This window comes from Maribacter algicola (genome assembly GCF_003933245.1).
In the GTDB taxonomy this organism is placed as follows: Bacteria; Bacteroidota; Bacteroidia; order Flavobacteriales; family Flavobacteriaceae; genus Maribacter; species Maribacter algicola.
This window is the reverse complement of the sequence record NZ_QUSX01000002.1, coordinates 635,663-652,661: the sequence shown is the minus strand read 5'-3', so window position 1 is coordinate 652,661 and position 16,999 is coordinate 635,663. Positions and strand designations below refer to the sequence as shown.

Here is a 16,999-nt window from a genome sequence, read left to right as displayed (position 1 = left end):
CATTATCTAAGTTCTGCCAGCAATTCCTTTTCGTAGCTACTTTGGAGTTTCGACATAATTTTGTCGATTTGCGTGTCCGTCAAGGTACCATTTCTATCTTTTAGTGTAAAGCTTACGGCGTATGATTTTTTACCCTCCGGTAAGTTTTTACCTTGGTACACATCGAATAAATTTATGTGCGTCAAAAATTTTCGCTCCGTTCTAAAACCTAGGTCATAGACTTCCTTGAAGGTGATAAAATTATCCAGTAATAATGCAAAATCTCTTTTAACTTCAGGGTATTTGGAAATTTCCTTGAAAATAATCCCGTTTTTGTTCAAACTATATAAAATAGCGTCCCATTTAAAATCGGCATAGAAAACCTGTTGTTTAATGTCAAAGTGTTTGGTGAAATCCTTTTTTACAATTCCAAAGGAGACCAATACATCCCCTCCATTTTTTTTATAGGATATACCCTCAGAAAATAATAGGGATTCATCCGGTGCACTAGTAATGTCTAAAATACCCAAACGTTCCAGTATGGTATCCACCATGGATTTTAATTGAAAGAAATCCGTGCCTTTAGAAGGTTCCGTCCAAGTATTCTCGTTGGCTTCCCCGCTCAATAAGACGCCAAGATATTTTTCTTCAATACGGTGGTCATTTTCTTCATAATAGGTTTTGCCAAACTCGAACAACTTCAAGTTCTGACGTTTCCTATTAATATTGAAACAGGCCGCTTCCAATGCAGTAAATAGGGATGATTTTCTTAAAACCGAAAGTTCCCCACTTAACGGGTTCAGTATGGTAACATGTTTTTTGGTCCTTATTTCCCCTTCCAAAAGCTTATCGAAGGTTGGAGATGTCAAACTATTGGTAAGTGTTTCAAAATACCCCCTGGATGCCAACAAGTCACCAATGATATGTTGAATCTTATAATCTTCAAAGGGAGTTGTGGATGCTACCGATGCATTTAATTTTTCACTGTAGTCAATATTGTTGTATCCATAGACTCGTAGAATTTCTTCAATTACATCTACTTGTCGCTGTACGTCTACCCGATAGGAAGGAACCGTAAGTCCCATACCGGCCTCCGTGACATTCCTTACCTTAATATCCAGAGAGGTCAAAATAGACTTAATGGTATCCTGTGATATATTTTGTCCAATTAACTTATTAATTTTTTCGAAAGCCAGAAACACTTCAAAATCCTTATGTTTTTTGGAATAAAGATCGACAATGTCAGAGGTGATATCGCCTCCCGCAATTTCCTTTATCAACAACGCGGCACGCTTTAGACTGTACTCAACGTTTTCGATGTCTATTCCTCTTTCGAACCTAAAGGAAGCATCTGTATTAAGTCCGTGCCTTTTGGCTGTTTTTCTAATGGATACCGGATTAAAATAGGCACTTTCCAAAAATATTGCGGTGGTGTGTTCCGTCACACCGGAATGTATTCCACCAAAAACCCCTGCAATGCACATGGGCTTTTCGGTATCGCAAATCATTAGGTCCTCCTCGTGCAATTCCCTCTCAACACCATCTAGGGTCGTGAATTTTGTTCCTCTTGGCAAGGTTTTCACCTCTATTTTCCCCCCTTTGATTTTATTGGCATCAAAGGCATGTAAGGGCTGACCCAATTCGTGTAAAACATAGTTAGTAGCATCCACCACATTGTTCTTGGGGGTTAGACCAATGGCCCTTAACCTATTTTTAAGCCAATCTGGTGAGGGTTGCACAATAATATTGCTAATGGTAACACCACAATATCTAGGTGCCAAGCTATTGTTCTTTACGTCAACATCAATTTTCAGAGATCTGTTGGAAACATTAAAATGGCTCACGGGAGGTGTTATCAATTCCTTATTGATTTCCTTTTGCTTCAACCCTGCCTTGAGATCTCTTGCCACGCCAAAATGACTCATGGCATCCGCCCTGTTTGGCGTAAGCCCAATCTCAAAAACTTCATCACGCTCTACGTTGAACAACTCAGATACAAGCGTGCCCGGTTTTAAGCTGGCCTCCAAAACCATTATACCATCATGACTCTCACCAAGTCCCAATTCGTCCTCGGCACAAATCATTCCATGGCTTTCCTCGCCCCGAATTTTTCCTTTTTTTATCTTCCAAGCTTCTCCTTCCTTGGTATAGAGCGTAGTACCAATAGTAGCTACGGGCACTTTTTGTCCCTTTGCTACATTGGGGGCTCCACACACGATTTGTACTGGAGCTCCGTTACCCAAATCGACCGTGGTAACCTTTAGACGGTCTGCATTGGGATGTTGTTCACAGCTAAGTACATGTCCAACAACAACACCTTCCAGTCCTCCCTTCACGGATTCAAAAGGTTCAATACCCTCAACTTCCAGTCCTAAATCTGTTAAAAGCTCTCCCGTTTTTTGGGAGCTCCAATCTATATTGATAAACTGTTTAAGCCAGTTGTAAGAAATTTTCATCAGTCTATTTTAAGCAGCCAAAGATAAAACAATGCCCCAAGACATTCAACAGCGGGCGGTTTGTTTTCTCCTTAATTTTAAAATGAAATATTTAAGTTGTTAATTCGTATAAGAATCCAGAAATTATGAGAAAAGCCTTTATTCCCATTTTAATGTTGCTGTTTTTTGCTTGTGTGCCAAAAGACAAAATGAACCAGCCCAAAGAAGGTGTTTGGCAAGCCAGACTGACTGTGAAGGATAATCAAATATTGCCCTTTAATTTTGAATTGAAAAAGACCGGAAGTGACACACACCAAATAAAAATATTAAACGGGGAGGAAACTATATTGGTGGATGAAATTACCATTGAAGGAGACTCCATACTGATCAAGGCACCGGTATTTGAGGGTTATATTGCCGCCAAGCTGACTAATGAATCGATGCAAGGCGTGTTTGTGATAGAGAGTTTGGAAAGAATGGTTCCCTTTGAAGCCGAGTTTGGAATCGAACAACGATTTTCCAATGTAGAGACTAGCCTTACAGATGTTAGCGGTATTTGGGAAACCGAATTCAGTCCAGTAACTGAGGATAGTTATATGGGTAAGGGCATCTTTACCCAAAAGGATGGAATCGTTTCTGGAACCTTTAGAACGACCACAGGGGACTATCGATATTTAGAAGGTGTCATGGACAAGGATTCCTTAAAGATATCCGCCTTTGATGGGGCGCACGCTTTCCTGTTTCAGGCAAAGGTTACTGACAGTTCCATGAACGGAACTTTTTATTCGGGAAATCATTTCAAGGAACTTTTTGTTGCCTTGAGAAACGAAAACTATGAACTCCCTAGTCCGGATTCCCTGACGTTTATAAAAGAGGGATATGATCGTTTCGATTTTTCCTTTCCCAATTTGGATGGGGAAGAAATATCCCTGTCAGACCCCGCTTTTCAAAATAAGGTTGTCATTGTGCAGCTAATGGGTTCATGGTGCCCCAACTGTCTAGATGAATCAAAATTCCTTGTCGACTATCTACAAAACCATAAAAATGAGGATTTGGCAATTATCGCACTCGCATTTGAGCAGGCGAAAACAAAAGAACGCGCTTTGCAGAGTATTCAAAGGCTTAAGGATAAAATTGGCATATCCTACCCAATCTTATTGGCACAATACGGAAGCTATGACAAGGAAAAGGCCCAGCAGAAATTGCCTATGTTGAACCATGTACTTTCCTATCCAACAACCATTTTCGTGGATAAAAAAGGGGCAGTGCGGAAAATACACACGGGATTCAATGGTCCCGCAACGGGAAATAAATACGAGGAATTTAAAACGGAATTCAATAGCTTTCTACAAGAATTATTGACCGAATAGGGCAGGTTTGGAATTAAATGATGGTAGATTTGCCCAAGTCAATATTCTCATCGTTCATATTGAAGTTATCGTCCATTTCCATTATATTGTCCGCAATAAAGTCGCCCACATAATTGGTACCGTATTTACTACTTCCCATAATATCTGGGGTAACGATTTTTTTAGAGAACGATTTTAGCACCGCTGCTACCAATGCATCGGCCTCTTCATTGAGCTTAAAGTGCTGTAACAACATTCCGGCACTTAGAATGGCCGCTACAGGATTCGCTATGTTCTTATCCTTGGCATCTGGATAGGAACCGTGAATAGGTTCGAACATGGCATATTCGGCGCCCACGGAAGCTGAGGGAAGCAAGCCAATGGAACCTGCAAGGACACTTCCTTGATCGGATAAAATATCCCCAAACATATTGTCGGTTAGGATTACATCGAACTGTGAGGGATTGAGAATCATTTGGACCGCCGCGTTGTCTATAAAAAGTGTTTCCAGTTCAATTTCAGGATAACTCTTTGCAATGGAAGTGACCACCCTTCTCCACAAACGGGAAGTTTCAAGTACGTTGGCCTTATCTACCAAAGTAACCTTCTTTCTTCTATTTTTGGCCGCTTTAAAAGCCAAATGGGTTATTCTACTGATTTCATCCTCTGAATAGGAACAGGTATCCGTAGCAATATTGGTACCTGAATCCATTGATTTGTTTCCATAATAAATGCCTCCGGATAATTCCCTGTAGATGACAAGGTCCGTATCTTTAATCAACTTTTTGTTCAAAGGGGATTGCTTTATTAATGCAGGAAATACTTTCACTGGCCTAATATTCGCAAAAAGATCTAATTCCTTTCGCAGCTTCAATAGACCTTGTTCTGGCCAAATTTTAGAATCTGGGTTGCCATCATATTTTGGCATTCCAATGGCTCCAAATAAGATAGCATCTGAATTTTTACAAATCTTTAAGGTGTCCTCCGGAAGAGGTTTGCCCTTTTTATCAATAGCTTCAGCACCAATGAGCGCTTTTTTAAATTTGAAGGTATGTCCAAAAGTTTCTTCAACAGAACGTAAACACTTCAGGGATTGGGCTACGACTTCCGGGCCAATACCATCGCCTCCCAGTACGGCTATTTCCAAATGCATGCTTACGGTATACTTTGAAGGTTTACGTTGCTTGCCTCGATAATATCATGGATATCGGCATCAAGAATTTCCTTTTTCCTATCCGCAAAATTTAGGAATTGGTCATATACCTTATCCAATTGGGTTTTGGTCAATTCGTAACCTACCAGTTTTGCACGATAGGCTAGGGCGGCCCTGCCACTTCTAGCGGTCAGAACAATGGAAGATTCCGTGACACCAACCTCCGCAGGATCAATAATTTCATAGGTTTCCCTGTTTTTTATAACGCCGTCTTGGTGAATTCCTGAGCTATGGGCAAAGGCGTTGGCTCCAACAATGGCCTTATTGGGTTGGACCACCATTCCCATTTTGTTTGAAACCATTTTACTGGTATCATAAAGCAACTGGCTATTGATGGTGGTGTCCAGGTTTAGGCTAGGGTGTTGCCTCATTATCATTACAACTTCCTCTAAAGAAGTGTTGCCTGCACGTTCTCCAATTCCATTGATAGTACACTCTATTTGTCTAGCTCCATTGATTACCCCAGCTATGGAATTGGCCGTAGCCAAACCAAGATCGTTGTGGCAATGGCAGGAAAGAATGGCCTTCTCTATACCTTTTACGTTTTCCTTTAAATATTTCATTTTGGCACCATATTCCTCTGGAAGGCAGTACCCCGTGGTATCTGGAATGTTTAGCACAGTTGCCCCGGCCTTAATAACCGCTTCGCAGACCCTCGCCAAGAATTCATTGTCCGTTCTACCGGCATCCTCGGCATAAAACTCAATATCCTCCACAAACTTCTTTGCATAGCCAACGGCCTCGACCGCTCTTTCAATTATGGCATCCCTATTGGAATTAAATTTATGTTTTATGTGGGAATCCGATGTGCCTATTCCCGTATGTATCCTTGGTTTTTTTGCATATTTAAGGGCTTCCGCAGCTACTTCAATATCTTTTTTGACTGCCCTGGTAAGACCACAGACCGTAGCGTTCTTGACTAATTTTGCAATGCTTTCAACCGATTTGAAATCACCCGGACTAGAAATTGGAAATCCTGCCTCTATAATATTTACACCAAGTTCATCCAACCTTTCAGCTATCACTAACTTTTGCTCCATGTCCAATTTGCAACCTGGAACCTGCTCTCCATCCCTAAGTGTAGTATCAAAAATTTGTACTATATCTTTGCTCATTATATTTATGTAGTTTTAGCAAGTTAAACGAATATATAACGCCGATAACGAAAAAAGCAAATTTTGTTAGGACATTTACAACGTTAATATACTTTTCGATAATATCAAGCTATTGATTTACAATAATTTAAATATATATTATTACGATGACAAATGCTCATAAAGATGCGTTGTTCGTTTTGGTAAAATCGCTTTCCAAATCGGAAAAGCGACAATTTAAACTATATGTAGGCCGTTTGGGCGTAAATACCGACGCAAAGTTCCTAGCACTATTCAATCTACTTGACAAAATTAAGCGTTATGATGAAAAGGTAATACTTTCCAGCGGAATAGTTAAAAAGGCACAGCTTTCCAATCTTAAAGCTCATTTGTATAAGCAAATTCTTGTAAGCCTTCGCCTCAATCCCGTCAATCAAAACATTAGGATTCAAATACGGGAGCAACTGGATTTTGCTACCATTCTATATCAAAAGGGATTGTACAAGCAGAGTCTTAAAATTCTGGACAAAGCAAAATCAACGGCGATAGAGAATGAGGAGAAGAATATCGCCTATGAAATTGTCGAATTTGAAAAAATCATCGAGACGCAGTACATTACGCGTAGTATTCCGGATCGTGCGGATGAGCTTGCCATCCAAGCAAAGGATTTATCTGGCCAGAACGTCATTACCAGTAAGCTTTCCAACTTATCCTTGCAGCTATATAGCATGATGCTAAAAGTTGGTTACGTTCGTAGTGATGAGGACCTCCAAAAAGTAAAGCATTATTTTTCAAAACAGTTACCCAAAGTCGATGTTGAAACCTTAGGTTTTAGGGAGAAATTATGGTTATACAAGGCACATTTATGGTATAGTTTCCTTACCCAGGATTTCCTATCATCCTACAAATACGCCAGCAAGTGGGTGGATCTTTTCTATGATTACAAGGAAATGATCTATTTAAACCCGGTTTTCTTCTTAAAAGGAAACCATTACCTGCTGGAATCCTTGTTCTATGTAAAGTATAGTTCCCAATTCAAGGAAACGCTACAAAAAATGGAAGTGGTTTTACAAGAGAAGGACTTTCCACAGAACGATAACATCAATTCCTTGGCCTTTTTGTATCTAAATGCCAATAAGCTGAATCTTCATTTTCTCGAAGGTACTTTTGAAAAGGGAATGTACCTGGTAAAAATTATAGAATATGGCATTACCAAGCACAAGGATAGAATAGATGCCCACCATGTAATGGTTTTGTACTACAAGATTGCATGTCTATATTTTGGAATTGGAGACAATAAAACATGTATTGTATACCTAAAAAAAATCATCAACAACAAAAACCTAAAGATGCGCGAAGACCTTATGTGCTTTGCCAGGGTGTTGAGTTTGGTGGCACATTATGAAGCAGGCATGGACTATCATTTGGAAGTCCAATTAAAAAGTACCTATAAGTTTTTACTTAAGATGAACGATATGCATGCCGTTCAAAAAGAAATGATCAAGTTTTTAAGGAACCTGGGTAATATCTACCCCAATGAACTAAGGGGAGAGTTCGAAAAATTACATACGGAACTTAAAAAGTATGAGGACCATCCTTATGAAAAGCGGTCATTCCTTTATTTGGATATTATTTCTTGGCTAGAAAGTCATCTGGAAAACAAGCCTGTTTCCGAAATCATTCGGGAAAAAGCCCTAAAACAGACAAGGTAAGCCCAGATGAACCGTTCACATGCTTCCCATTTATTGGAAATCAATCTGGCAATGCTCTTTATTGCCACTTCGGGACCATTGGGAAGGTTTGTGGATTTACCAGTTCCCGTCATTACAGGAGTACGGGGAATTATTGCTTTCCTCCTGTTGATTCTTTTCTGTAGGTGGCGAAATATCTCGTTGAAGGTCAAAAATGGGGACATCCCATTGATACTCGTGACCGGTGTATTGATGGCCGCCCATTGGTTGTTTTACTTTTATGCCCTGCAATGGTCCAATGTTGCCATTGGCATGTTGTCATTATTTACATATCCTGTCATTACTGCCTTTTTGGAGCCGATTTTGTTGAAATCCAGACTACAAAAAATGCACCTACTTCTTGGTGGGCTGGTTCTGTTGGGCATTTATTTTCTAAGCCCCAATTTCAATTTACGGGATTCCAATACGCTGGCCATTTTAATGGGTTTGGTCTCGGCCGTATCCTATGCCTTACGGAATATTATATTAAAACTGAAGGTGGAAAAATACCAGGGTACCACTTTAATGGTCTATCAAACGGGGACGATTACGATTTTGATGTTACCAGCTTTGTTTTTTACCACTCCAAAGGAAATCTTGGGTCAGTGGGAAGGGCTTTTGGCCCTAGGGGTCCTAACCACGGCCATTGGCCATAGTCTCTTTCTCATGACATTCAAACATTTCAGTATCACAACCGTAAGCATTTTAAGCAGTGTCCAGCCTATTTATGGGATTCTAATCGGAGCCCTATTTTTGAATGAAATCCCAAAGGCTACGACCCTTTTTGGGGGAGCGCTGATATTAAGTTCCGTTGTTATAGAAAGTTTTCGAGCCTCCACGAAGCAAGAGGTCAATTCTCTGGATTGATGCCCGGGGCAAATTCATTGATTACGTTGTTACCCAACGTTTCAAACTCATTGTTCTGGGCCATCTCACGAACTTTTATTGGGTCGAAATCCCCATTAAAATACAAAAAAGAGCCCGATTCGGCGTTGTTATTATAAATGAGGATCTCCTTGACACTGTTCCTTTTTTCACGAATGGATACCACGTTACGTTTTAAATCGTCGTTTTTTCTATAAACCTCAATAAAGGAATTACCGGTAATCCCGTTCATTTGCTGATTTAAAAATTGGGTTCTAGCGGGCGTTGTACTGGGAAACTTCATATATCTCAAATCCCTCGTGTTTCCAATAAGGGACTGCATTTCTGGGGAAATACCACTTATCAATTTCAACATAAATTGGGGTACCCTTACCGCCGTTACTTGGGCATCGTTTTTATGGGCATTATAAAACGTGTCTATGGAGTTGTAGGTGCCACAATTATAAAATAGGGCAAAGCAGAAAAGTATACTGATTTTCTTGTACATGGTTATGGTGTTTAGAAAATCGAATGTACAAAAATTATGAACAGGCATCCCAAACTGGATCTGTAGGCAAAGGAGCTAAAATAGTTAAAGTTTCGTTTTTTACGGGATGGACAATTTCAAGTCTACGTGCATGTAAATGTATGCTTGCATCTTTATTACTTCGGGGAAAACCATATTTCAAATCCCCTTTTATGGGGCAGTTAATGGCAGCCAATTGCGAGCGAATTTGATGGTGCCGACCGGTTTTCAAATCGATTTCCAAAAGAAAAAAAGTGTTAAGTTCCTTAAGTATCCGGTAATCGAGAATCGCTTTTTTACTATCGGGAATTTCCTTCTCGTAGGCGAAGGATTTGTTTTGCTTCGGATTCCTTTTGAGCCAATGCACCAAGGTATCCTCCTTTTTAGGGGGTACTTCCTTTACTACGGCCCAATAGGTCTTTTTAACATTCTTCTCGGCAAATATTTTATTCAATCTTGGCAGTGCCTTGGATGTTTTTGCAAAAACCACTAATCCCGATGTTGGCCTATCCAACCGATGTACGACCCCTAAATAAACATTGCCGGGTTTATTATATTTCTCCTTCAGGTATTCCTTTACCACTTCGCTCAGGGGCTTATCTCCTGTTTTATCCCCTTGAACGATATCTCCGGGTCTTTTGTTGATAATGATAAGGTGATTGTCCTCAAATAAAACTTGTAGGTTTTTGGGGGTTGACAATATCTTTTCAGAAGAGCCCATACGCCTTAAATGGTAATTCTTTTACCAAAAAGACCTAAAAACAAGATAAGAAGAACCCCTGTAGTTACGGCCACATCGGCCATGTTGAAAATACCTGTTTTAAAAAAGCCCAACCTAATTTGGAAGAAATCCGTTACCGATCCCAGGGCAATCCTATCGATTAGGTTTCCAATACCTCCTCCAATTACAAAGGCAAAAGCCAAGCTCATCCATTTGTTGGTGTGGATTTTAGTCAGCATCCTGTATAATAAGATCAGAAGTACGATTAACGGGAGTGCTTGAAACAAAATACGTTTTAGGACAGGAGGGAAGTTCGCCCCAAATCCCAACATGGCCCCGGTATTCTCCACATTGGTAAGGATAAAATGATCTTTTATCAAAGGTATATATTCCTGATATGAAATATTTTCACGTACCACCTTTTTGGAGACTTGGTCACAACCTATATTGAGTAGGACTAACGTTATAATTAAAAACCGACTAAAAAGTATTTTTCTACTTGGTTTCATCAAAATCAGTATTGTTCGTCGTCGTTTGGAAAATCCATGCTTTTGACGTCCTGTACGTAATTTGAAATGGCATTGCCCATTTCCTCGTAAAGGTTCATATAACGTCTTAAAAACCTTGGATTAAACTCGTGGGTCATACCTAAAAGGTCATGTACGACCAACACTTGTCCATCGGCATATTTCCCGCCACCAATACCAATGGTGGGGATGGTCAATTGTTCCGAAACTTTTTTGGTCAGATTGGCCGGAATTTTTTCCAATACAATACTAAAACAACCCAGTTTTTCCAACATGGCGGCATCCTCCATCAACTTTTGGGCCTCCTCTTCTTCTTTGGCCCTTACCGTGTATGTCCCAAATTTATAAATGGACTGCGGTGTAAGTCCTAAATGGCCCATGACCGGGATTCCTGCTGCCAAAATACGCTTTACGGATTCCTTTATTTCCAATCCGCCTTCCACTTTTACGGCATGGGCACCACTTTCCTTCATGATTCTTATGGCAGAGCGCAAGGCTTCTTTTGGGTCACTTTGATAACTACCAAAAGGCAGGTCCACAACCACCAAAGCCCTTTCTACTGCCCGGATAACCGATGAAGCATGATATATCATTTGGTCCAAGGTAATGGGCAAGGTAGTTTCATGTCCCGCCATGACATTGCTAGCGGAATCGCCCACCAGAATAACGTCGACCATGGCCGCATCCACTATTTTTGCCATGGAGTAGTCGTAGGCCGTAAGCATAGATATTTTTTCCCCATTGCTTTTCATTTCGACCAGCGATTTTACCGTTATCCTTTTGTATTCCTTTTTTGCAGTAGACATATAATTTTATTTAGTCCCAGCAAAAGTAATGAGTTTTGCCGAGATTAAACTTTTGGAGGATTTTCAAAAAAAAATCAAGGATTTTCGAATATATCGCTATTTTTAGATTTCATTAAACCACTCCATCTTGAAAAGCACTATAACAACTTTTTTGATTTTTACCTCCTTATTTTCCTTGGCACAAACCTCGGAAGCCGAGGCGGTGAAAGCGACCGTAGATAAATTCTTTACCGCTTTCCATGCCCAGGATTCTGTAGGATTGAAAACCTTGGTCACTCCTGATATTGTGCTGCAGACCATTGGCACAGGAAAGAAGGGCGAAACCATTCTTAGGAGGGAAAATTACAGCGACCTGGTTAAGTCCATAATAAGCATTCCGGATTCCGTTGCGTTCAACGAAAAACTTTTGGATTATTCCATTCAAGTGGACGGGGCCATGGCAAATGCGTGGACGCCTTACGAATTTTGGGTAAACGATTCCTTTAGCCATTGCGGAGTCAATTCCTTTCAGATGGTGAAACTTGATGGAGCTTGGAAGATTATTTATTTGATAGATACCCGAAGAAGGGAAGGCTGTGAAGGCCAGACAAACTAATTCATCCTACATCCGTTTTAATCAATCCTCCATTTTCTAGCTGAAGTACTATTCTCCGTAGGGAAATCTGCTGGTATTTCCTGAGTCACCCCACCTGTTGCCGCCCATTCTGTACCTCGTTGCAGAGTGGTTATAAACCCGACACATTCCATCGAATAATCAAAATGTCCCAAAGTAGTGTGAAAAACCCTGCCTTTACCATAGTCAATAGCCATTAACATCGGCACATTTTGGCCCAGACCTTTTACCTTTGGATTCCAAGGCGGGGCATTTCGTTCAACATCGGCGAAAGCGGTTGCTAGAATGGTGGCATTCTCAAAAGGGCCGCGCATGCGTTCGTACAATTCATCCTGAGTATGCATCCATGTGGTAGGAAGGCCCTTCATTATGGGATGTTCCGGTGCACGTGTCGTAACAGGGAATTCATATTCGGGTCCATGGGAGCCGCAAACACCTTCAGCTTCATCGTGCACTAATTCTCCTGACTTATTATAATAGACGTATGGACCTGTACTTTCATTACGACCGCCCCAAGCCCCCAGTGCAATCATTTTATTGAATTCGTTCCATTCGCCCCAAGCATTATTGGCGGCATGCACAACGACCAAACCACCACCGTTGGCGATGTACTTTTCAAAATTGGTTCTTGTAGTTTCCGGCCATAGCGGGGAATCCGCACCTAAATTGGAAATTATGACATCGTATTTTTCAAAATCGAAAGAGAAGTGAGATGATTGTATCGGCTGATGGGAAACGCCGTATTTGGTAGAATCCAAAGGGTATTTTTCGATAAAGGAAGTGTAGGGTTCAGGTCGGGATTCATTGTACTTTATACCCAACCAAACGGAATCCATCCGATGGATGTCCACTTCAAAAAGATTGGTTTCCTCTAGGTAATCCTTCATCATCATGGTGGTCTTAGGCCAGACATAATGATTGTTCTGCCCATCCAAAATCAAGGCTTTTAATTTAGTAGGGGCCATTTCCTCAATAGTTTCGTTTTGTTTAGCTTCTTGCTTACATGCGAATGCCAAGAAAGCAATCAACATAGGGAAAAATAATCGTTTCATGATCTATTAGGTTGTGTTGAGCTTAAAAGTAATGGAAGTTCTTCATATTCACAACAGAAGTGCTTTCGGTCTATATACTAGTGTCATCGCCCAATTTTTTACTTGGCGAAAATTAATAGAGGTACTACCTTAGCTTTTAAATCAAACAATACATATGCAATTATTAGGAATTGGGTCGCGCATTAAGCACGCGGAATTTGGAATGGGGGTGGTAACCAACATCTCTTCAAAACACTATTGGGTAACTTTTATGGACAAAGGCTTGGAGACCATCGAAATCAATGATGATTTTGAAGTAATCGAGGCACTGGAAAACGACGTGGATACGGTAAGCTTTTTAGAAGTGGAGACCTCATTGATGTCGATTTTAAAAAGATGGAGCGATGTTACCGAACAGGTAGCCATTGCCGATAAATGGAAAGGTGGCAACCTAGTTTTGGAACCAAGTGATTCCAGTTTGAGCAATAAGGAAATACCAATTGACACCTTTTTTCACAAAATAGTGATGGTGCGTGACCGTATACGGGTCATGGAACAAAAAATAAATGCCAGTAAAAATCTGGACGATCAGGAAAAAGTAGATCTGCAACAATATATTACCCGCATCTATGGTAGTTTAACGACTTTTAACGTGCTGTTCAAAAATAAGAGCGACCAATTTGTGGGCGAAAAATCCAACTAATAAATCATACTATACCGCCTCCTTCTTTTCACTCAAATATTTCCAGTATCGCTTAGGTATATGTTGGGTATGTAGTTTTTTGTTGATACGGGATTTGATATTGGTACTCTTGAAATAATTGTTCCACAAATCTTGATAGTCATACTCTTCGTTCGTCATTGCGGCACTTTTTTGGATACTGTTGCCAAAACCGTTGGAAAGGTCCATTGTAATGATTTCAACGCCATGAAGATCGTAATACAGACCATAGTTGCGCTTTAGGTCATAAATAATCCAGGGTTGGTCCGCATAGCGCTCCTTAAAGTGTTTGGAAATCAAAGGGAGTACATCAAAATCAGGTTCAATATTGGCAAAATAAATACCGTCCTTTGTCAATTGAAACCGAACAAATGCCTCCATACGGTGCTTTTCCCTATGTACCTTTTGGGCCGTCTGACTGATTTTTAAAATGCAGGCATCGGAGAAGTCGGATGCAACGTATTTGGAACCCATTATTTTTCGGATGTATTGATAGAGTAGGGGCTCCATATTCCTTTCCCCACTTAGAAAGGAAAAGTAAATGTTCTTGATGGCTATATTACTTCGGTTTTTTATACCGTTCCAAACCCTTTTGGCCAATTCGATATTGGTGAAAATGGTCTCCGTTTCGGAGAAAAGTCCGTTCTGCGCCAAACGTTCCTTTTGGATATCGGCAAAAGGCAATTTTTGTTCGAACCCTGCGAATACGGCGGTCAAAAAACCGTTAAAGCTACCATCATAAATAAATGTTTTTGTTGTTGTCATGAGGCTACTCTTTTAATTGAAAAGTGATAATTGATTGGAATACTGAGGTCTATATTTTCCGTAGGATGTACTTAAAATCAATCCTTTAATACGTTGCGGGTCCAAATCCCTACGCTCCCAATGGCGGGAATCACACAGGATAAAATACTTTGCCCTGTTGAGGGCCACCCCCATTTTTTTAAGATGGTCCCAATCCAATTTTCGGAATTTACGGGCCTTCATAATTTTATGGACCGAGGTCATTCCCACTCCTGGAATACGTGCCAAAACAGACATTTCCGCCTTGTTAACATCTACTGGAAAGTGTTGCAGATTCCGTAAGGCCCAGCTTAATTTTGGGTCCACATCCATATCCAGATTGGGATACTCTGCATTGAGCAGTTCCTGCACGGAGAAACCATAAAACCGCAATAGCCAATCGGTCTGGTACAGCCTATTTTCCCTGAGCATGGGCACCTGCGTACCTATGGAGGGAAGTCGGCTATCATTGCTTACCGGCACATAACCTGAATAGTAGACCCTTTTCATGTGAAAGTTCTTGTAAAAATGCGTTGCGGAGTACATCACATCCTTATCCGATTCTCCCGTAGCGCCTACGATCATTTGGGTGCTCTGTCCCGCAGGAGCATATTTAGGAGTACTTTTTAGGAGTTTACGTTCTTCTTTAAATCGGATAATTTCATTTTTGACCTTTAGCATCGGTTTGGCAAAATCCTCGTGCTTTTTATCCGGTGCCAATAGTTTAAGGCCGGATACTGTGGGGATTTCAATATTGACCGACAATCGGTCAGCATACAATCCGGCCTCATACATAAGTTCGTCACTGGCCCCGGGAATCGACTTTAAATGAATATAGCCGTTGAAATTCTCCTCCAAACGCAGTTTCTTAGCCACGGCGATCAAACGTTCCATGGTATAATCCGGATCCTTAAAAATTCCGGAACTCAAAAAAAGCCCTTCTATGTAGTTCCTCCTGTAAAAGTTGATGGTAAGGTCCACCACTTCCTGGATTTTAAAGGCTGCCCTTTTTATATCGTTGCTTTTACGGGTAACGCAATAGGCGCAATCGTAAATGCAGTGGTTGGTAAGCAGGATTTTCAAAAGAGAAATGCAGCGTCCGTCCTCAGAATAACTATGGCAAATTCCGTTACTGGCATTTCCTAGTCCCTTATTCGTGTTTTTCCGATTGCTTCCGCTACTGGAGCAGGAAACATCATACTTGGCGGCATCGGCCAGAATATTTAATTTTTCCTTGATTCGATTAAAATCCATAGCAATTTGGTAATTATTCCAAAATTATGGAAATAATCCTAATTATGGAAATAATCCATATTTTATTTTGGAAATAATCCATATTGACTATATTTGGATATGGAAAATGAATTGACACTCAAAAGATTTACCGATGTTCGGAGGGAATTAGGCTACACCCAGGCCGAGTTTGCAGAGATACTCGGTGTAAAGAACACCACTGCCGATATTGAACGGGGAAGGACGAAATTATCCGGAAAGGTGGTTTCTGAACTTCTTAAACAGTTTAAGATCAATCCACTGTGGTTGTTCGGGGAAAGCGATAATCAATATTTGGAAACCTCCCAAACGAGTGTCATTCCAAAAGTGGTTACCGTGGATAGTGCGGATAGAGACAATATGGTACTGGTGAACGCGAAGGCCGCGGCGGGTTATCCCCAAAATATTTCAGATACGAGTTGGTACCAGCAATTGCCGGCATTCGATTTGCCCATACCGGAGTTCCGGAATGCCACCTATCGTGGATTTCAGGTAGAAGGGGATAGTATGTTACCCAATTTGCGTCCAGGCGAATGGGTGTTGGCAAGGGCCATAGAGCATATTGACCATGTGAGCGCCAATAAAATGTATGTGGTGGTCTTGCAAGATTCCGTGATGGTTAAGAAAATCGAGAAAAGGCCCAATTCCAATAACATTACCTTGGTTTCCTTGAACGAATCGTATCCACCTTATGATATCAAACCTTTTTTGATCCAGGAAATTTGGGAAGTGAGCAGTAAAATTACCTTCAATGTAGACGCCACTACGGATAATGGACTGCTCAAACAGCTGCAGGAATCCATGCAGGAGCTTAAAGACCAATTACAGCACGTTAAAAAAGTGTAAGCCTAGTGGTATTTCTTAATGTATAGCCCGCTGTTCTTTAAGGTAAAACCTAGACTTTTATATAGACCGATAGCGGCCTTTCTATGATGCCCGCTGAAAAGGAGCACATCATTCAGTTGTCTTTTTTCGGCCTGTTGCAAAAGTGTTTCCATTAATTTCCTACCGATTCCCTTTCCCCGATGGTTGTCGGAAACGATCACATCCTCTATCATTCCTTTATACCCCGATACCACCTTATAATTCGCCATCATTGCAATCCCGATAAGTTCTTTATTCTCCAAGCACACCGCAACATCTATATATTCCTCTTCCTTAAGAATATTTTCCAAGGAAAGTTGTCGTATTTCGGAATTGAGTTGCAGGTATAATATTGAAAGTTGTTCTTGTAGGCTTTCAGTTACGTCGTTCTTAGATAGGAGTTTTATTTCCATTGTTTTGGCTATTGGATGTTTGTTCTTGGTTGTTGGTAAAATCTACATTTTCCACTTT

Annotated in this window: 17 protein-coding genes; 6 read left to right on the top strand and 11 right to left on the bottom strand. The window is 40.7% G+C overall.

Features of this window, described 5'->3' with window-relative positions:
• Positions 1–2: 2 nt before the first annotated feature.
• The gene (gene pheT, locus DZC72_RS12080; protein ID WP_125223178.1) at positions 3–2,435 is read right to left on the bottom strand and encodes a phenylalanine--tRNA ligase subunit beta; all 2,433 of its coding nucleotides are present in this window, start codon (positions 2,433–2,435) and stop codon (positions 3–5) included.
• 125 nt (positions 2,436–2,560) lie between these two features.
• On the opposite strand from pheT, the gene DZC72_RS12075 reads away from it, so the two are divergent.
• The gene (locus DZC72_RS12075; protein WP_125223177.1) at positions 2,561–3,784 is read left to right on the top strand and encodes a peroxiredoxin family protein; all 1,224 of its coding nucleotides are present in this window, start codon (positions 2,561–2,563) and stop codon (positions 3,782–3,784) included.
• Between the two features lie 13 nt (positions 3,785–3,797).
• Here the strand turns inward: DZC72_RS12075 and leuB are convergent, their stop codons facing one another.
• A complete protein-coding gene (gene leuB, locus DZC72_RS12070; protein ID WP_125223176.1) occupies positions 3,798–4,916 on the bottom strand; it encodes a 3-isopropylmalate dehydrogenase in 1,119 nt (372 codons plus the stop codon).
• A 2-nt stretch (positions 4,917–4,918) separates the two neighbouring features.
• Entirely contained in the window at positions 4,919–6,091 is a 1,173-nt protein-coding gene (locus DZC72_RS12065) for a 2-isopropylmalate synthase (RefSeq protein WP_125223175.1), read from the bottom strand.
• A 146-nt stretch (positions 6,092–6,237) separates the two neighbouring features.
• Between DZC72_RS12065 and DZC72_RS12060 the strand changes: the two genes are divergently transcribed.
• Both DZC72_RS12060 and DZC72_RS12055 read left to right on the top strand, forming a co-directional pair.
• The gene (locus tag DZC72_RS12060) at positions 6,238–7,782 is read left to right on the top strand and encodes a hypothetical protein (RefSeq protein WP_125223174.1); all 1,545 of its coding nucleotides are present in this window, start codon (positions 6,238–6,240) and stop codon (positions 7,780–7,782) included.
• A 6-nt stretch (positions 7,783–7,788) separates the two neighbouring features.
• Positions 7,789–8,667 (top strand): DMT family transporter, encoded by an 879-nt coding sequence (locus DZC72_RS12055; RefSeq protein ID WP_243641729.1) that lies wholly within the window; start codon positions 7,789–7,791, stop codon positions 8,665–8,667.
• Here DZC72_RS12055 and DZC72_RS12050 read toward each other — a convergent pair.
• From DZC72_RS12050 to panB, 4 genes are read right to left on the bottom strand one after another with little or no spacing between them, the layout of a single operon-like run.
• Entirely contained in the window at positions 8,651–9,172 is a 522-nt protein-coding gene (locus DZC72_RS12050) for a DUF4252 domain-containing protein (RefSeq protein ID WP_243641728.1), read from the bottom strand. The genes DZC72_RS12055 and DZC72_RS12050 overlap by 17 nt on opposite strands.
• A 34-nt stretch (positions 9,173–9,206) precedes the next feature.
• The gene (locus DZC72_RS12045; RefSeq protein WP_125223172.1) at positions 9,207–9,911 is read right to left on the bottom strand and encodes an RluA family pseudouridine synthase; all 705 of its coding nucleotides are present in this window, start codon (positions 9,909–9,911) and stop codon (positions 9,207–9,209) included.
• 5 nt (positions 9,912–9,916) lie between these two features.
• Positions 9,917–10,420 (bottom strand): signal peptidase II, encoded by a 504-nt coding sequence (lspA, locus tag DZC72_RS12040; protein ID WP_125223171.1) that lies wholly within the window; start codon positions 10,418–10,420, stop codon positions 9,917–9,919.
• A 5-nt stretch (positions 10,421–10,425) separates the two neighbouring features.
• The gene (gene panB / locus DZC72_RS12035) at positions 10,426–11,244 is read right to left on the bottom strand and encodes a 3-methyl-2-oxobutanoate hydroxymethyltransferase (protein WP_125223170.1); all 819 of its coding nucleotides are present in this window, start codon (positions 11,242–11,244) and stop codon (positions 10,426–10,428) included.
• 127 nt (positions 11,245–11,371) lie between these two features.
• Between panB and DZC72_RS12030 the strand changes: the two genes are divergently transcribed.
• Positions 11,372–11,839 (top strand): nuclear transport factor 2 family protein, encoded by a 468-nt coding sequence (locus tag DZC72_RS12030; protein ID WP_125223169.1) that lies wholly within the window; start codon positions 11,372–11,374, stop codon positions 11,837–11,839.
• 17 nt (positions 11,840–11,856) lie between these two features.
• On the opposite strand, the gene DZC72_RS12025 is transcribed toward DZC72_RS12030, so the two are convergent.
• Positions 11,857–12,909 carry a ThuA domain-containing protein gene (locus DZC72_RS12025; protein WP_125223168.1) on the bottom strand — a complete coding sequence of 351 codons (1,053 nt, stop codon included), beginning with the start codon at positions 12,907–12,909 and terminating at the stop codon, positions 11,857–11,859.
• A gap of 154 nt (positions 12,910–13,063) precedes the next feature.
• Between DZC72_RS12025 and DZC72_RS12020 the strand changes: the two genes are divergently transcribed.
• The gene (locus DZC72_RS12020; protein ID WP_125223167.1) at positions 13,064–13,591 is read left to right on the top strand and encodes a hypothetical protein; all 528 of its coding nucleotides are present in this window, start codon (positions 13,064–13,066) and stop codon (positions 13,589–13,591) included.
• A 9-nt stretch (positions 13,592–13,600) separates the two neighbouring features.
• On the opposite strand, the gene DZC72_RS12015 is transcribed toward DZC72_RS12020, so the two are convergent.
• Both DZC72_RS12015 and DZC72_RS12010 read right to left on the bottom strand, forming a co-directional pair.
• Entirely contained in the window at positions 13,601–14,374 is a 774-nt protein-coding gene (locus DZC72_RS12015; RefSeq protein WP_125223166.1) for a TIGR03915 family putative DNA repair protein, read from the bottom strand.
• A gap of 12 nt (positions 14,375–14,386) precedes the next feature.
• The gene (locus DZC72_RS12010) at positions 14,387–15,646 is read right to left on the bottom strand and encodes a putative DNA modification/repair radical SAM protein (protein ID WP_125223165.1); all 1,260 of its coding nucleotides are present in this window, start codon (positions 15,644–15,646) and stop codon (positions 14,387–14,389) included.
• A gap of 99 nt (positions 15,647–15,745) precedes the next feature.
• Between DZC72_RS12010 and DZC72_RS12005 the strand changes: the two genes are divergently transcribed.
• On the top strand, positions 15,746–16,510 hold the full coding sequence (locus DZC72_RS12005) for an XRE family transcriptional regulator (RefSeq protein WP_125223164.1): 765 nt from the start codon (positions 15,746–15,748) through the stop codon (positions 16,508–16,510).
• A gap of 2 nt (positions 16,511–16,512) precedes the next feature.
• Here the strand turns inward: DZC72_RS12005 and DZC72_RS12000 are convergent, their stop codons facing one another.
• Positions 16,513–16,941: a GNAT family N-acetyltransferase gene (locus DZC72_RS12000; RefSeq protein WP_125223163.1), complete on the bottom strand. Its 429-nt coding sequence runs from the start codon at positions 16,939–16,941 to the stop codon at positions 16,513–16,515.
• Between the last annotated feature and the right edge of the window lie 58 nt (positions 16,942–16,999).

What these genes read in the sequence shown, in the direction of transcription:
- pheT (WP_125223178.1), bottom strand. Translation starts at nt 2,435, where the DNA reads ATGAAAATTTCTTACAACTGGCTTAAACAGTTTATCAATATAGATTGG.
- DZC72_RS12075 (WP_125223177.1), top strand. Translation starts at nt 2,561, where the DNA reads ATGAGAAAAGCCTTTATTCCCATTTTAATGTTGCTGTTTTTTGCTTGT.
- leuB (WP_125223176.1), bottom strand. Translation starts at nt 4,916, where the DNA reads ATGCATTTGGAAATAGCCGTACTGGGAGGCGATGGTATTGGCCCGGAA.
- DZC72_RS12065 (WP_125223175.1), bottom strand. Translation starts at nt 6,091, where the DNA reads ATGAGCAAAGATATAGTACAAATTTTTGATACTACACTTAGGGATGGA.
- DZC72_RS12060 (WP_125223174.1), top strand. Translation starts at nt 6,238, where the DNA reads ATGACAAATGCTCATAAAGATGCGTTGTTCGTTTTGGTAAAATCGCTT.
- DZC72_RS12055 (WP_243641729.1), top strand. Translation starts at nt 7,789, where the DNA reads ATGAACCGTTCACATGCTTCCCATTTATTGGAAATCAATCTGGCAATG.
- DZC72_RS12050 (WP_243641728.1), bottom strand. Translation starts at nt 9,172, where the DNA reads ATGTACAAGAAAATCAGTATACTTTTCTGCTTTGCCCTATTTTATAAT.
- DZC72_RS12045 (WP_125223172.1), bottom strand. Translation starts at nt 9,911, where the DNA reads ATGGGCTCTTCTGAAAAGATATTGTCAACCCCCAAAAACCTACAAGTT.
- lspA (WP_125223171.1), bottom strand. Translation starts at nt 10,420, where the DNA reads ATGAAACCAAGTAGAAAAATACTTTTTAGTCGGTTTTTAATTATAACG.
- panB (WP_125223170.1), bottom strand. Translation starts at nt 11,244, where the DNA reads ATGTCTACTGCAAAAAAGGAATACAAAAGGATAACGGTAAAATCGCTG.
- DZC72_RS12025 (WP_125223168.1), bottom strand. Translation starts at nt 12,909, where the DNA reads ATGAAACGATTATTTTTCCCTATGTTGATTGCTTTCTTGGCATTCGCA.
- DZC72_RS12020 (WP_125223167.1), top strand. Translation starts at nt 13,064, where the DNA reads ATGCAATTATTAGGAATTGGGTCGCGCATTAAGCACGCGGAATTTGGA.
- DZC72_RS12015 (WP_125223166.1), bottom strand. Translation starts at nt 14,374, where the DNA reads ATGACAACAACAAAAACATTTATTTATGATGGTAGCTTTAACGGTTTT.
- DZC72_RS12010 (WP_125223165.1), bottom strand. Translation starts at nt 15,646, where the DNA reads ATGGATTTTAATCGAATCAAGGAAAAATTAAATATTCTGGCCGATGCC.
- DZC72_RS12005 (WP_125223164.1), top strand. Translation starts at nt 15,746, where the DNA reads ATGGAAAATGAATTGACACTCAAAAGATTTACCGATGTTCGGAGGGAA.
- DZC72_RS12000 (WP_125223163.1), bottom strand. Translation starts at nt 16,941, where the DNA reads ATGGAAATAAAACTCCTATCTAAGAACGACGTAACTGAAAGCCTACAA.